Origin of the sequence: Clostridium sp. cel8, assembly GCF_014050525.1 — a bacterium.
Taxonomy (GTDB): Bacteria; Bacillota; Clostridia; order Clostridiales; family Clostridiaceae; genus Clostridium_B.
Genome location: NZ_JACGAG010000007.1, coordinates 1 through 15,719, shown reverse-complemented (window position 1 = coordinate 15,719; position 15,719 = coordinate 1). Strand labels below are relative to the sequence as shown.

At 26.8% G+C, this 15,719-nt stretch carries 10 protein-coding genes and 2 CRISPR repeat arrays; of the genes, 9 read left to right on the top strand and 1 reads right to left on the bottom strand.

Going from position 1 to position 15,719, the window contains the following annotated elements:
* Positions 1 to 19: 19 nt before the first annotated feature.
* From hydF to H2684_RS07530, 7 genes are all read left to right on the top strand, one after another.
* Positions 20 to 1,255, top strand: a complete 1,236-nt coding sequence (hydF, locus tag H2684_RS07560) for a [FeFe] hydrogenase H-cluster maturation GTPase HydF (RefSeq protein WP_182088801.1) — start codon at positions 20 to 22, stop codon at positions 1,253 to 1,255.
* A 160-nt stretch (positions 1,256 to 1,415) separates the two neighbouring features.
* Positions 1,416 to 2,721: a CRISPR direct-repeat array (repeat unit 30 nt; unit sequence GTTTTTAGACTACCTATGAGGAATTGAAAC).
* Between the two features lie 228 nt (positions 2,722 to 2,949).
* Positions 2,950 to 5,223 carry a type III-A CRISPR-associated protein Cas10/Csm1 gene (gene cas10, locus H2684_RS07555; protein ID WP_182088800.1) on the top strand — a complete coding sequence of 758 codons (2,274 nt, stop codon included), beginning with the start codon at positions 2,950 to 2,952 and terminating at the stop codon, positions 5,221 to 5,223.
* A 1-nt stretch (position 5,224) separates the two neighbouring features.
* Complete coding sequence (gene csm2, locus H2684_RS07550) at positions 5,225 to 5,878, top strand: type III-A CRISPR-associated protein Csm2 (RefSeq protein ID WP_243159299.1); 654 nt, start codon at positions 5,225 to 5,227, stop codon at positions 5,876 to 5,878.
* Between the two features lie 12 nt (positions 5,879 to 5,890).
* Complete coding sequence (gene csm3, locus H2684_RS07545) at positions 5,891 to 6,793, top strand: type III-A CRISPR-associated RAMP protein Csm3 (protein ID WP_182088798.1); 903 nt, start codon at positions 5,891 to 5,893, stop codon at positions 6,791 to 6,793.
* Positions 6,794 to 6,807: 14 nt separating this feature from the next.
* Complete coding sequence (gene csm4, locus H2684_RS07540; RefSeq protein ID WP_182088797.1) at positions 6,808 to 7,854, top strand: type III-A CRISPR-associated RAMP protein Csm4; 1,047 nt, start codon at positions 6,808 to 6,810, stop codon at positions 7,852 to 7,854.
* Positions 7,855 to 7,856: 2 nt separating this feature from the next.
* Positions 7,857 to 8,912 (top strand): type III-A CRISPR-associated RAMP protein Csm5, encoded by a 1,056-nt coding sequence (gene csm5, locus H2684_RS07535; RefSeq protein ID WP_182088796.1) that lies wholly within the window; start codon positions 7,857 to 7,859, stop codon positions 8,910 to 8,912.
* The gene (locus tag H2684_RS07530) at positions 8,891 to 10,393 is read left to right on the top strand and encodes a hypothetical protein (RefSeq protein WP_182088795.1); all 1,503 of its coding nucleotides are present in this window, start codon (positions 8,891 to 8,893) and stop codon (positions 10,391 to 10,393) included. The genes csm5 and H2684_RS07530 overlap by 22 nt, the downstream gene beginning before the upstream one ends.
* A 200-nt stretch (positions 10,394 to 10,593) precedes the next feature.
* Positions 10,594 to 11,299: direct repeats of the CRISPR family, unit length 30 nt; unit sequence GTTTTTAGTCTACCTATGAGGAATTGAAAC.
* A 211-nt stretch (positions 11,300 to 11,510) separates the two neighbouring features.
* Here the strand turns inward: H2684_RS07530 and H2684_RS07525 are convergent.
* Positions 11,511 to 12,206 carry a DUF6873 family GME fold protein gene (locus H2684_RS07525; protein WP_182088794.1) on the bottom strand — a complete coding sequence of 232 codons (696 nt, stop codon included), beginning with the start codon at positions 12,204 to 12,206 and terminating at the stop codon, positions 11,511 to 11,513.
* A gap of 182 nt (positions 12,207 to 12,388) precedes the next feature.
* On the opposite strand from H2684_RS07525, the gene ytxC reads away from it, so the two are divergent.
* Together ytxC and thrS are read left to right on the top strand one after the other, a co-directional pair.
* Complete coding sequence (gene ytxC, locus H2684_RS07520; protein ID WP_182088793.1) at positions 12,389 to 13,255, top strand: putative sporulation protein YtxC; 867 nt, start codon at positions 12,389 to 12,391, stop codon at positions 13,253 to 13,255.
* Between the two features lie 452 nt (positions 13,256 to 13,707).
* Positions 13,708 to 15,618 carry a threonine--tRNA ligase gene (gene thrS, locus H2684_RS07515; protein ID WP_182088792.1) on the top strand — a complete coding sequence of 637 codons (1,911 nt, stop codon included), beginning with the start codon at positions 13,708 to 13,710 and terminating at the stop codon, positions 15,616 to 15,618.
* The last annotated feature ends 101 nt before the right edge of the window (positions 15,619 to 15,719 follow it).

The following is a 15,719-nucleotide window of genomic DNA, read 5'->3' as shown; positions in this document are numbered from 1 at the left end:
AAATTAGGAGGAATTTATAATGAGTTTTAATGAAGCACCACGTTCTGTAAGAACACATATAGCTCTTTTTGGGAGAAGAAATGCAGGAAAGTCCAGTATTATAAATGCCATAACTGGTCAAAATGTAGCAATAGTATCTGATGTAAAAGGAACTACCACAGATCCAGTTTATAAATCTATGGAAATACTTCCAATAGGACCTTGTGTAATTATAGATACTGCAGGACTTGATGATGTTGGGAATTTAGGAGATCTTAGAAAAGAAAAAACTCTTAAAGTTTTAAATGAAACTGATATATCAATAGTTGTAATAGATTCAACGTTAAAAATTACAGACTATGATTTGTCTATAATAGACGAAATAAAGAAAAAGAATATTCCAATGATATTGGCTTTAAATAAATCAGATATATTGGATATAGAAGATAGTGAAGTTAAAGATATAAGTGAAAAATTTAATGTTCCAGTTGTGAAAATATCTTCTCTTACTGGAGATGGAGTAAAAAGATTAAAATCTGAAATAATTAAGGTACTTCCAAAAAATGAAAGTAAATTTGAAATAGTTGGAGATCTAATAAATCCTGGGGATTTTGTGGTACTTGTTACGCCAATAGATAAAGCAGCTCCAAAGGGAAGATTAATACTTCCACAGCAGCAGACAATAAGAGATATTTTAGAAAGTGACTGCACAGCTGTTGTTACAAAGGAATTTGAGCTTAGGGAAACTTTGGATAAGCTAGCTGTAAAACCTAAAATAGTTATTACAGACTCACAAGTGTTTTTAAAAGTGGCAGCAGACACCCCAAAGGATATACTTATGACATCATTTTCCATACTATTTGCTAGATATAAGGGAGATCTTGTTCAGCTTGTAAAAGGAGTAAAAGCTATAGAAAAATTAAAAGATGGAGATAAAGTTCTTATAGCAGAGGGATGTACACATCATAGGCAATCAGATGATATAGGAACAGTAAAAATACCAAGATGGATAAGACAATCTACTGGTAAAAAAATAGATTTTGAATACTCATCAGGAATTTCATTTACTGATGATGTAAAAAAATATTCACTTATAGTTCACTGTGGAGGGTGTATGCTTAACAGATCGGCTATGCTCTATAGGATTAATTCAGCTAAAGAGTTTGGAGTGCCTATAGTAAATTATGGTATATTAATTGCATATGTTCATGGAATACTTGACAGGGCATTAAAACCATTTCCTCTTGCAAATATGGTGTGGAAAGAGGAAGACTAAATAGATAGCTAAATTTTGTCGTCGACCTCCAGTAGTGCAAAAAACCCGGGAGGTCGACAAATAAGAAAATTAAGTAATTACAGGGGCTTTAGGAATTTCATTAATATATTGTTAACATATTGATATTTTCACAAGTCCTGTTATAATGGTACTTGGATGGGTTTTTAGACTACCTATGAGGAATTGAAACTGAGCTAGGGGACAGGCTACCGTCGCCTAAGCACATGTTTTTAGACTACCTATGAGGAATTGAAACTTAAATCCCCTTCTGCAACAAAACCAGCTGTTGCGTGTTTTTAGACTACCTATGAGGAATTGAAACTATCAAACTCTAATAGATCCGGTTGTGTAGGCAAATCAGTTTTTAGACTACCTATGAGGAATTGAAACAAGCAAAAAAGAAGAAGACCCCGCCCCACTCAAGAAGGTTTTTAGACTACCTATGAGGAATTGAAACGGCGAACAGGAAGAAATACAGAATAAAGCACAAGAAAGTTTTTAGACTACCTATGAGGAATTGAAACTTGCAGCAACTTGTTTTTTAAAACTTTCATCTACTACGTTTTTAGACTACCTATGAGGAATTGAAACAGGCTATAAAAAACAATAATATAGAACCAACACATAGTTTTTAGACTACCTATGAGGAATTGAAACATTTCAGTCCAAATCTCTTTTTGATAAACGGATATAAGTTTTTAGACTACCTATGAGGAATTGAAACTAAAATCGTCTAAGTCATCAAAGAAATCTCTACAAAAAGTTTTTAGACTACCTATGAGGAATTGAAACTTCTCATTTTTTGCAGTTTTGATTTCTTTTTCAACTTCGTTTTTAGACTACCTATGAGGAATTGAAACGCAGCAAATCCCCGCTGCCAGTCGCTGATAACACTGGTTTTTAGACTACCTATGAGGAATTGAAACTAAGTACGTCAATACATATTCTTTATGCACATATTGAGTTTTTAGACTACCTATGAGGAATTGAAACGCGTATATCTACCCCAACTGCTCTCAAGATATTCCATGTTTTTAGACTACCTATGAGGAATTGAAACAGTATTCTTCTCGTGTAGAAGGTTTTTCTTTTGCTATTTGTTTTTAGACTACCTATGAGGAATTGAAACTTACTTTGGACAATCTAGTACTAGAAGTGCAATCCAAGTTTTTAGACTACCTATGAGGAATTGAAACTATAATAATCGAAGTGCTTATATTGATAGTTCAGTTAGTTTTTAGACTACCTATGAGGAATTGAAACAAGCTATTACAAAATATGGCGATACTCAATTGAATATAGTTTTTAGACTACCTATGAGGAATTGAAACTTGCTTTGTTGTGTATATATACAATAGTTAATCTTATAGTTTTTAGACTACCTATGAGGAATTGAAACTTTTTTGTTACGGTTACAAAAGTATTGAAGATATTGTGTTTTTAGACTACCTATGAGGAATTTTTTTAGATATAACTGTATGAAAGTGAAAATTAAAATGAGAATGAATTTGACTTTTACTCAAATTCATTCTCATTTTAATTTTTTGCCTAATAAAACTATAAAATTTGATATTTATGCAGGATTTTACAAAATAGGATAGAATATAATATTATATGATATAAAATTTCTATGATATAAATTAATTTATATTATATAGATAGGAAGTGATATAGTGGAAGAATTTTTTTATGTTTTGCTTAAATATTTACAAGATATAAAGATAGAAAAAAATGATGAGCTTAAGAAATTTTTAGATAAATATATGGTGAATTTAAACAAAAATAAAGAAAATAAAAAACTATTAAATAATATTTATGAAGAATTCATAAATATTGAAGAATTTAGAACTAATACAAGCAATAAAATTTATAGGCTTAAATCTATATTTAGCAATGTAAATTTTGATGATGAAGTAGAACACAAAAAAAATATTTATAAAAATCCAGTTTTACAATCTCTTTCAAGTGAATATATTTATCCAAATGAAATTGATACAATAAGTGAAAAAGATTTTGCAATGATTATAAAATCTTTTATGCATGAAATAAATCTTTGTAAAAATGAAGAACAAATATTTTATGTTTTTAAAAAATATTTTTCCTGTATTCCTGTAAAGAATGTTCCTAATTGCTATGTTTCACTTTTTAATACTGCTAAAATTATATCTGCTATTTATTCATGTGTAAAAAGCGAAATAAATCTTAAAGAAAATTTAAAAGCTGAAGAGTTTGGCTTATTAAAGGCAGATGTTTCTGGAATACAAGACTTTATTTTTAGCATCTCAAGTAAAGAAGCTGCAAAAAGTTTAAAGGGAAGATCAGTATATATAAATATTTTAACAGATGTTATATCAAAATATATAGTTGGAAAATTAGGGTTATCACTGAATAATATTCTGTATAATGGTGGAGGAAATTTTTATATTATAATTCCAAAATCAAAGATTAATGAAGTTGATAAGATTCGAAAATATATATCAAAAGTTCTTTTAAAAGCTCATAAAGGAAAGATATATATAGCTATAGGCGTTTCTACAGTTAGTTGTGATGGTGAATTATTAACTATTGATAAATTAAAAGATATTTCTAAATTTTTTAGTAGTGTAAGTGAAAAAGTTGCATCGTTAAAAAATAGGAAGTGGAATGAAATAGGTATAGAAGAAAATTTTGAAGATATTTTTGGACCTATTGATAATGGTAACAACAATAAAAAAATATGTAGTATTTGTGGTTCTGTATTAAATAATTCAGATGAAGAAATGTGTGAAATGTGTAAATCGTTTGTAGAATTGACTGACGAAATAAAAAAAGCGGAATTTTATAGTGAAGAACAAGAAAAACAATTGCCTGAAGATAATAGTAATAATATTAACATTAAAGAATACAAAGATGTATTTAAAAGTTTTGGATTTGAAATTAAATTTAAAGTTACTAAAAGTAATGTTAATTTTAAAAAGTACCTAATTAATAATACTGATTTTTTAAGGTATGATTGCGATGGATATATTTTTAAATCATTTAATTTACCACAAGAGAGCATTTTTGAAAAAATAGTGTCTTTTAATATTGAAAAAAATAATATAGGAGATAAAAAGCTTGGAGTTTTAAAGCTTGATGTAGACAACCTTGGAAAAATATTTATTAAAGGACTCAAAACAAATGAAGAAAGTGGAGTTTCAATTGGACAGATAATAGAATTGAGTAATGCAATATCGTTATTTTTTGAAGGGTATTTAAATGAATTAATAAAAAATGATAAAGAAAAAAAGATTGTTGCAGGAGAAAAAATTAAGGGAGAAAATTGGGATAAAACGATGTATGTAGTATATGCTGGCGGAGATGATACATTTATTTTAGGTGCATATAATGAAGTATTTGAATTTTCATATGTATTGAGAAAAAGTTTTGAAAGATATGTTTGTAATAATAAACATATAACTTTTTCAGCAGGACTTGGATTGTTTCCATATAAATATCCTGTTGTAAAGTGTGCAAATTATACTGAGCAATTTCTTGATGAAGCAAAAATGTATGTAAGAAAAAATGATGAACTTCCGCAAAAAAATAGTGTTTGCTTATTTGGAGAGATATTTAAGTGGGATGAATTTGAGGAGATATTGGAAATAAGGAACAATTGTATTGATATATATAAGTTGTCTAAAAATAGAGCATTTCTACAAAAAATATTAAATAGTACTAAAGGATTTAAGTCCATTATGAGTGATATAAGTAGTAAAGAAAAGATAAATATAGCTAAAGTTCATAGATTGGCTTACTATCTTAGAGAACTTAGAAATAGTAAGAGTGAAATTAAAGATATGGTTGAAAATTTAGTTAAAACTTATGAAAAAATGATTGTTAATAGTATTTTAAATAAATCACATAATACTTGTAATATTATGGTTATACCTGCAGGAGTTAGATGGGCAGAACTTAATACTAAAAAGATGGGAGAAAGTGGTGAGTAAAATGCAAATTAAAGAAATAGTTGGGGAAAAAAAATTAAACAGAGAAAATAGAAAAAATGATTATACAAATCTTGAATTTAATAATAAGTTTAAAAATTTAATAAATAAAGGGGGTAAAATGTACTACTTTGATGAGGTTATAAATAAAAAATCTTATGATTTAGATAATATTCTAAAAAATGATGATGAAAATCAAGAATTAAAATTATTTGTTGAATATTTGAAAGGTATATCTAAATTAAAGAACTATTTTAGAAGGGGGATATCAAGTTTGTTCAGATATGAAGAAGATAAGGAGATAGACTATTTTAGAAATAATATTATAAATATTGATAATAACTATGATATATTCCTAAATAATGTTAAAGGATATGCTTATATTTTAATAAATAATGGAATGACAACATCACAGATTAGAAATGTTTACTCAGATGTTTTGAGAACTGATAGAATTGATGATTTAAAAAGATTAAGACCTAAGTTTGCATATATAGCAGGAAGAAGTTCAAGACTCACTGTAAAAAAGTTTATGGATTTGTTAGATTATGCTGTTAAATCAATGAATGAGGAAAATGGCAAAGAACAGTTGAAAAATTTTAAAAATTTTTTGGAAGCAATAGTTGCTTATATGAAATATTTTGGAGATAAAAATTAGGAGGTGTTTTACTTGAAGCTTTATGGAAAAGTATTTATAGAAGGAAAAATTTTATTAAAAACTGGATTAAGTATAGGTGGAGATAAAAGCTCTATTGAAATTGGGGGAATAGATAATAATGTTATAAAAAATTCAAATGGAGAACCATTTATTCCTGGATCATCTATAAAAGGAAAGATGAGAAGTTTAATAGAAAAGTCATTAGCTAGATATAGATTAGATATAAGTGCAAATGGAAATGAAATACAAATATCATCATCAGATTATGATTACGATGTTGAAAAATTCCTAAATAGTGAAAAAATAGATATAGATAATTCTAAAATAAGATCAAAAGTAGTAAAGTTTAATAAAAAATCAATTAAAGCAAGTTCCTGTGAATGTGGAAAATGCAGTATATGCAAAATTTTTGGGACAAGTGCTTCAAATGGAAATTCTGAACCAACAAGATTATATGTAAGAGATAGTTTCTTAAATAAAGAAACAAAAGAAAAAATGGATAATAGAGAAGGAATGTATTCTAGATTAGAGCTTGAATATACGGAAAGTAAATGGGAAAACACAATTGATAGAATTACATCAATGGCTAATCCAAGAAATATAGAAAGAGTTCCTGCAGGTGCAAAGTTTGATTTTGAGATGGTATATAATATTTACAATTTAGGTGATATTGAAAACTTAAAGATTTTATTCCAAGCATTATCACTTTTACAGGATGATTATTTAGGTGCAAATGGTTCAAGGGGATATGGAAAAATAAAATTTGTAGATTTATTTATAAGCGAAAAATCTATAGAAGATTATAAGCAAAATAAAAAAAGAAATAAATTAGAAAATGTAAAAGAACTTGATGAAATAAAATTAGAAAATATTATTTCGAGTTTAACTAAAAAATTAAAATTAAAACAATATTAGAATTGGGTGATTATATGAAAAGAGCCATTTTTTATATTAAAGATAAACAATTATATCATATTGGTGGTAGTGATGGAATAAAAGATTATTTTCCATCTGATAAGCTTTTTTCTGCACTTGTAAACTTTGCTAATATTATGTATGAAAAAGATGAATTTCAAAATATACTTGAAAAGCTTAAACAATCACAAATATCATCCATGTTTTTTGGTATAGAGATAGTAAATTTAAAAGATAAAACTTCAAAAAAAATATTTTTTAATCAAAAGCCTATGTATAAAATGGGTAATAAAGAAATAACAGATAGAGAGTTAACAACATTGAAGAAAATCAAAAAAGTAAATTACGTTTCAGATAATGTTTTAAATGAAGTCTTAAATTCCTTTGATAAAGAAGAGGATAAATTTATTTATGATTTAGGAAAAGATATTATTATTCAAGATAGATTTGCATTGAGTCAAAAAGATATTAAGAATATAAACATTAATAAATTTAAACTAGAAAAAATAAAGATTATAAAAAATATATCTAGAACAAAAATGGTGGAAAATAGATTTACTGGTTCTTCAGGAGATGTATTCTATAATGATTTTATAGAAGTTAATTATAGTTTTGTTGATGAATTTGAAATAAGACCATTTATGTATTTTAATATAAATAACTATTTCTGTGAAATGGATGGATTATTTAATTTTATGTGTGACGAAGGCATTGGAGGACATAGATCAGAAGGTGCAGGAATGTTTGAAAAATTTGATGTTGTTGATGCTGGTTTCGAATTTGATGATCAAGGGAAGTATTATATGAATGTATCATCAATATTTCCGAAAAAATCAGAAATGAAAAATGTTAAAAGTTATAATTTAGATGATAGGAATGGATTTGTGTATTCAAGTGGTTCTACAGGAATAAAAAAACCTTATTATAGAATTGTTAAAGAAGGAAGTATATTTGAAAAAAATAAAATTGATGGCAGAATTCTAGAAATGTCAATATCAGGATTAAATCATAAAGTCTATTTATATGGTAAAGCATTTTTGATAGGGTTTGGAGGTAAATAGAGATGAAATTTAAAATAAAGGTTCTTTCTCCTGTACATATAAAAAGTGGAAATACAATTTCACCATATGCAGATTTTATTTATGATAATAATTGCTTATTATATATGCACAATGAAAAGCTATGGAAAGATATCTCAAAGAATGAAACAATCTTAGATGAATATGTACAAGTAGTAAAAAATAGAGATACTAACTCAAAGGAAAAGTATACATTAAATGACTTTTTAAAAAGAAATGGTATAAATATAGAAAAGTATGTTTTTCAAAAAGTTAATTGTAATTCTGATATAAAATCTATGGAAGTTAGTGAAATAATAAAAACTAGTGGAAGACCATACATACCGGGTAGTTCAATAAAAGGTGCGATTAGGACTGCAATATTATATAATTATTTAAAATTAAATGGATTCGATTTTGATAAATTAGTTGATATTTCAGCTAAAAAGAACAAAAAAAATATATATGTTGGAGAAGATGTAATGAGAAAAGGAAAGAAAAATATACAGTCAGACATTATGAAGTTTCTTCAAGTAAGTGATACAAACTGTGCTGATATAGAAGATATATCTGTTAATTTAGAATATGGTGTAGATTATATAAATGTAAAACGTTCTAATAAATTAAGTACAAAAATGCCTACAGCTATGGAATCCATAAATAAAGGAACTGTTTTTCAATTTAATATTAAATGTGTAAAAGAAAATAAATTTTTTAATGATGAAGAGGATGTTCTAAAAACCATAAGAAAATTCTATAAAGATAATATTAAACGACATATAAAGGTTATGGAAGAATCCAGTGAAGAAATTTTTTCCAATATAATTTCAAAGTATAAAGAATATTTAAATGCAATAGATGATGGAAAATGTATTTTACGCATAGGTTCGAGTAAAAATTTTTATGACAATACAATATGTAATTTATTTGATGAAAAGGATGTTAGTGAAAAAATAGCAGGAGTTAAATATTCACTATTTCCTAGAAATGATTGGTTCATATTAGATAGTGAAAAAAATTATATAAAGGAGAGTTTAGGATGGATAGAGATAATGTCATAATGATAATAACTGTTGGTACGAGAGATGTGAATTTAGATGGAGAAATATTTGGAAATGTTACATACTCTGAAAAATTTAGTGAACTTAAAGATGCTTTTAATGGAAGAGCTAATACTTTATCTATAAGAAATGGTGGAAAAATAATATATGAAAATTATGAAAGATATAGAAAGAGATTATCATTCCCAATTATAGAGCCAATTATAGAGCATGTTTTAGGTGAAAATAACAAGATAGACAAAATATTTATTATTACTACTGATCAAAAGGAGAATGTAAAAGATCAATATAGAGATAGAGATACTTTATTTTTTGGTAAAATTATAGAAAAGATGATTAAGCAAAAATATAAAAAAAGATTTTCAAATATAGAATGTTATGAAGTTGAATGTAATAATATTACAGATTTAGGAAATATGAATGATGAATTTAAGAAATTCTATAATAAAAAATTAAAAAAGTATATAGGAAATGCTAAATTGTATATTGATAGTATGGGAGGTATAGATTCAATAAATACAGCTGTAATGATAAATGGTATTTTGAGTTTTCAAAATGATTGTATTATTTTGCATAAAAGTGAAGAATGTAATATGGTTCATCCATTAAGATTTGTATCTTCATTTACATTAGAAATGGATAAAAGTAGATTAAAAAAAGCATTAGAGAACTATAACTATATATATGCATTGGAAATAGTTAAATCTAATAAGAATTTATCAAAATATGAAGATATAATAGAAATAATAAAAAACAGACTATATTTTAATCTTGATGAATGTAAAAGAATTGCTCATAAAGTGGAGGCTGAAGCGCTTTATGATGATAAAATTCGGGATGAAATAATTAAGAATTTAGATGAAATAGAAAAAATAGAGAATAGTTCAGAGGGAAAAATTAAGGAATTATATTTTAATGCAAGAATAAAGTATATACAAGAACAATATGTTGATTTCTTGCTTAGAATTTTTAGATTTGAAGAAGAGCTTGTAACTAACTATACTTGTAAATATTTAGGAATAAAACAAAGTGAAAGGTATGAGAAAATAAATATAAAAAATGTATGTTGTAAAAATAATTATTTAAAAGAATATCTTCAGCAAAAAGATATAGAAATTGAAATGGGATATAATATAAAGATTGGGGAAGCTGTTGTTAATTTTTTGATTGAAGAAAATAAAGATAAAGATGGATCAAAATTAATAGAAGATGAAAATATTTTAAATAAATGTAAAAATGTATATAAACTTATTAATCATTTGGATTGCTTATCTCAATTAAGAAATAAATCAATAGGTGCTCATGGATTTCAACCAGTATCGAAAGAAAAAATTGATGAAAAACTTAAAGAATTAAAACCAATAAGTTTATGTATAGATGATGTGTTTAAAGAAATTGAAGAAAATATAGGAGATGGCTTTTATGGGTCTTCTTATACAAGAGTTAACAACTTAATAATAAATCAATTAGATAAAATATGATACAATTAAATTAATTTTTCACAGTTATTTAAAAAATTTTTTAAAGTTAACAGCTTTTGTCGTCGACCTCCAGTAGTGCAAAAAAACCTGGAGGTCGACAAATAAGAAAATTAAGTAATTACAGGGGCTTATGAATTTCATTAATATATTGTTAACATATTGATATTTCCATAAGTCCTGTTATAATGATACTTGGATGGGTTTTTAGTCTACCTATGAGGAATTGAAACATGATGAAACAACAACTTCAGAAGATGGATATTTCACGTTTTTAGTCTACCTATGAGGAATTGAAACCAGCAGCTATTACAGCAGGTGTAGCATTGTATAAGAAGTTTTTAGTCTACCTATGAGGAATTGAAACAAGGATGTAAGAGAGGAACACCCATTCGGCTGGAGAGTTTTTAGTCTACCTATGAGGAATTGAAACGTTTTTAATAGCTGCCCACCTTGAGAATCTGGTATATCGTTTTTAGTCTACCTATGAGGAATTGAAACTATGATGATGAAAGCCCTCTTGTAGACCTAACTGATAGTTTTTAGTCTACCTATGAGGAATTGAAACCTATTCAAATAGGAGGAAAAATAATGAATAAGGTTACATGTTTTTAGTCTACCTATGAGGAATTGAAACGGTTTTAAATCTAAGAAATCAAACGGAGCTTATAGAGTTTTTAGTCTACCTATGAGGAATTGAAACATAAAGAATTCCATATCAGACATATAAACAGCGGATCTAGGTTTTTAGACTACCTATGAGGAATTGAAACTATATTTATATAATTGTCAATAGTTTTTTGAAAAATAAGTTTTTAGTCTACCTATGAGGAATTGAAACCTGCAGATATTGTAAAAAATGCAATGTTAAGTGCTACAGTTTTTAGACTACCTATGAGGGATTTGTAAAATGAGTTTTTAATATACACAAGAAATTAAAATCTTTTTAATATCCTGTCTATGCAAGTTCCAAATATATTTTTAAATTTTCTATAAATATACATTAAGTAATAAATGTAAAAATAAATAAGCCATCACTTTCTGATATAATGTCCTCATTAAAAAGTTCAAAACATCAGTAAAGGATGACTATAAAAATAGCTTTTGTTTATTTTAAATTCTATATAAAGAATATGCTTCCTCTATCTATTAGTTTTCCATCTCGTAAAAACACAGGTTTCATGTTGTGCTTTTCAAGGAATTTTAGTACTTCACTTCCATAGGAATAATATTTTAGATTTCCAAAAAATACTACATAATTGTCAAACGCTCCGCAAGAGCCACCTATGAATCCATAGTCAAGGCCTGGAAGAAGGATATCTCCAGGAGGTATCAAAAGTACATCTATACTTTCATTTTTAAGTGCTCTTGAAATTGAAATGTCACTTGTAATTAAGGCATCTTTACATATTACTGCACAAGAACATTTTGTATAGCCTTGATTTACATTTATAAGTTTTTTATTTTCAATATTGTTTATGACAGTAGGATCAGTATACTTTAATTTATGCACGAAAAAATCAGGAAGATTTAATGCATTTAAAATTACATCTCTAGGATAACTGTCACTTAGACTATTTTTAGACAATAAAACTTCTACGTTTATTGAATTTAATTTTTTTATAAAATCTGTATCTATATCTTTGTGAACTACTGCTTTTTTATTGTTTATAAAAAAGGTTAAAATATCAGGATGACCACATATACTGTCATAGAGTTTTTTACAAGGAGGACATTTTATTATGTCCAATCCTAATTTTCTCAAGTTTTGCTCCTCTTCATTATCTATTCTAAAATCAACTATAGCATATTTCATTTGAAATTCTCCTAAATAATATAAATTTTATATCTTAAATATTATAAATCATAGTATGTTAATTGAACAGTGATTTTAATTTAAAATTATCTATTGAGTAATAAATTTGTCGATATTTGACAAATGAATTTTGAATATAGATTTTGTTTAAACACATACTATGCTAGAAGGGAGTGTGAAAAATGCCTTTATTAATTTTAGTTTATAAGGATGAAAGAGAAGAAATAATAGATGGAATAAAATCTACAATAGGATATTTTAAGAAAAAGCATATACATATGGGTGTATCTGAAAAAATGGAATCTGATACTCACTTCCTAAAGATATTTTCAGATTGCAAATTAAACGAAAGACTTAAAAATATATTTTACACATATATATCCTATATACTATACAACATAATAGTAGATGAATTTTATAAGAAAGATATAAATAAATTTCTAGATGAAAATTATTTCTTTTTACAAAATGATGAGAGAGAGTCTATGAAAAAAGAAAGTCTAAGATATATTAAAGGAAATGTATCACTTATAGATGAGAATTCAATTTATTGTATAAATAAAAAGAATAAAATAATAGAATATATAAAAAATTCTATAAATGAAAATAATAGTATAAATATTGAGGGCTTCATTACATTTAGAATGAAAAATATGTTAGATGACATTGAGAGCATAATTGATAAGGTAATAGAAAAGTATATGGTTGAAAGGGAATATGATGAATTTATAAAGCTGTTAAAATATTTTGTTGAAATTCAGGAAAGTAAAATAGATTATATGGATATAGAAATAAAAGAGGATGGAAGCTATATAATTAAAGATAAATATGGAAAGAATATAACAAAAGAACTATATAGTGAATTAGCTGAGTTTAGAAATGGCGATTATACTAAATCTGAAGATCTGCTTATTAGTGCTCTTATAACAAATTCTCCTGAAAGGATATCTATACACTGCACAGAAAACTGTAAAAATGAAGAGGTAATAGACACAATAAAAAATGTATTTACAGATAGAGTGAAATTTTATAGAAATTGCAAGATATAAAAGATATAAAAGATAAAATATTATAATATTTTATGCAATATTTGTGAATAATAGATGTTTTTATATTGACATATTTGTTTTAGAATAATAAAATAAGTAACATAAAGTGAGATAATGAGATAAGTTAAAGACAATGAAAAAGGAAGAGTAGATAAAATATTAATCTTAAGAGATAAAAACTTATTAGCTGAGAGGTTTTTTAGATGATATTTATTGAAAACCACCTTTGAGTCAAGTACTGAAAGTAAAAAATCTATGTGTTTTTTATTATTAAGTATTTTCGTATTCCTGCGTTAAAGGTATAGAGATGACAGTATAATTTATATTATTTTATATACATATTTTGCTGTTAATTTGGGTGGAAACACGGCGAGCTCGTCCCATAACTAGGGATGGGTTTTTTTAATATTTTAAAGTTTAATTTATATATTATTTTAGGAGGAGGAATAATAATGGTAAAGATATCCTTAAAGGATGGAAATGTAATTGAAGTTGAAAAAGGATTGACTGTAGGTGAAATTGCGTCTAAGCTAAGTATTTCACTAGGTAAAAAGGCTTTAGGAGCTAAATTAGATGGTAAAGTTGTAGAACTTACAAAAAAAATAAATGAAGATTGTAAATTAGAGATACTTACATTTGAAGATGAAGATGGAAAGAAGATACTTTGGCATACTGCATCTCATATACTTGCACAAGCAGTTAAAAGGTTGTATCCAGATGTAAAATTGGCTATAGGACCTGCTATAGATAATGGATTTTACTATGATTTAGATGCTGATTTTTCATTTACACCAGAATTGCTTGAAAAAATTGAAGTTGAAATGAACAAAATAATAAAGGAAAATGAAAAGCTTGAGAGATTTGAGCTTCCAAGAGAGGCTGCATTAAAGACTATGGAAGAAGCTAATGAGCCTTATAAAGTTCAATTGATTAAAGATTTGCCTGAAGATGAAGTTATATCATTTTATAAGCAAGGAGATTTTGTTGATCTTTGTGCAGGACCTCATGTGCCTTCAACTGGAAAAGTTAAAGTTGTAAAACTTCTTTCAATTGCAGGTGCTTATTGGAGAGGAAACGAAAATAATAAAATGCTTCAGAGAATATATGGAATTGCATTTGAGAAGAAGAAAGATCTTAAAGATTATTTAAATATGTTAGAAGAGGCTAAAAAGAGAGATCACAGAAAAATAGGAAAAGATCTAGACTTGTTTAGCATACATGAAGAAGGACCTGGATTTCCATTCTTCCATCCAAAGGGAATGGTAATAAGAAATACACTTCAGCAGTATTGGAGAGATGTACATACAAAAGCAGGATATGAGGAAATAATGACTCCAATTATATTAAATGAAAAGTTATGGCATGATTCAGGCCATTGGGATCACTATAAAGAAAATATGTACTTTACAAAAATAGATGATGCAGATTATGCTATAAAGCCAATGAACTGTCCAGGATCTATACTTGTTTACAAAAATAAGATACATTCCTATAGAGATCTTCCTATAAGATATGGGGAAATGGGAATTGTTCATAGACATGAAAAATCTGGAGCACTCCATGGACTTATGAGAGTAAGATGCTTTACTCAAGATGATGCACATATTTTTATGACTAAAGATATGATAACAGATGAAATATTAAATGTAATAAAATTGATAGACAGTTTCTATAAAGTATTTGGATTTGAATATTTTGTTGAATTATCTACAAGACCAGAAAATTCAATGGGAAGTGACGAAGATTGGGAAGCTGCTACAAAAGGACTTATATCAGCTCTTAATAAAGCAGGACTTAAGTATAAAGTAAATGAAGGTGACGGTGCTTTCTATGGACCTAAGATAGATTTTCATCTTAGAGATTGCATAGGTAGAACATGGCAGTGTGGAACAATACAGCTTGACTTCCAAATGCCTGAAAGATTTGATTTGAATTATATAGGTGCAGATGGAGAAAAACATAGACCAGTTATGGTACACAGAGTTGTATTTGGATCTATAGAGAGATTTATAGGTATTTTAATAGAAAATTATGCAGGAGCTTTTCCAACATGGCTTGCACCTGTACAGGTAGAAGTTATGAATATAACTGATTCACAAATTGACTATGTCAATAAAATAGTTGATGAATTAAAGAAAAATGACATTAGAGTGGAAAGTGATATTAGAAATGAAAAGATAGGTTATAAAATAAGAGAAACTCAAATGCAAAAAGTGCCATATATGATTATAGTTGGAGATAAGGAAATGAATGAGGGTAATGTTTCTGTTAGAAGTAGAAAAGATGGAGACATTGGAACTATGTCACTTTCAGATTTTATATCAAAAATTAAAGATGAAATAAATACAAAGTCAAATCAATAGTATAGTTTTGATTTCAAATAATATATGTCAACCGTTTTTGAAAATGTCCCAAAAAACTTTTAACATTAGCACCAGTTTTCTGGTGCTTTATTTCTATGCTG

Excerpts from the sequence above, each read along its gene's own strand:
- H2684_RS07530 (WP_182088795.1), top strand. The coding sequence starts at position 8,891 with ATGGATAGAGATAATGTCATAATGATAATAACTGTTGGTACGAGAGAT.
- H2684_RS07525 (WP_182088794.1), bottom strand. The coding sequence starts at position 12,206 with ATGAAATATGCTATAGTTGATTTTAGAATAGATAATGAAGAGGAGCAA.
- hydF (WP_182088801.1), top strand. The coding sequence starts at position 20 with ATGAGTTTTAATGAAGCACCACGTTCTGTAAGAACACATATAGCTCTT.
- csm2 (WP_243159299.1), top strand. The coding sequence starts at position 5,225 with ATGCAAATTAAAGAAATAGTTGGGGAAAAAAAATTAAACAGAGAAAAT.
- csm4 (WP_182088797.1), top strand. The coding sequence starts at position 6,808 with ATGAAAAGAGCCATTTTTTATATTAAAGATAAACAATTATATCATATT.
- csm5 (WP_182088796.1), top strand. The coding sequence starts at position 7,857 with ATGAAATTTAAAATAAAGGTTCTTTCTCCTGTACATATAAAAAGTGGA.
- thrS (WP_182088792.1), top strand. The coding sequence starts at position 13,708 with ATGGTAAAGATATCCTTAAAGGATGGAAATGTAATTGAAGTTGAAAAA.
- ytxC (WP_182088793.1), top strand. The coding sequence starts at position 12,389 with ATGCCTTTATTAATTTTAGTTTATAAGGATGAAAGAGAAGAAATAATA.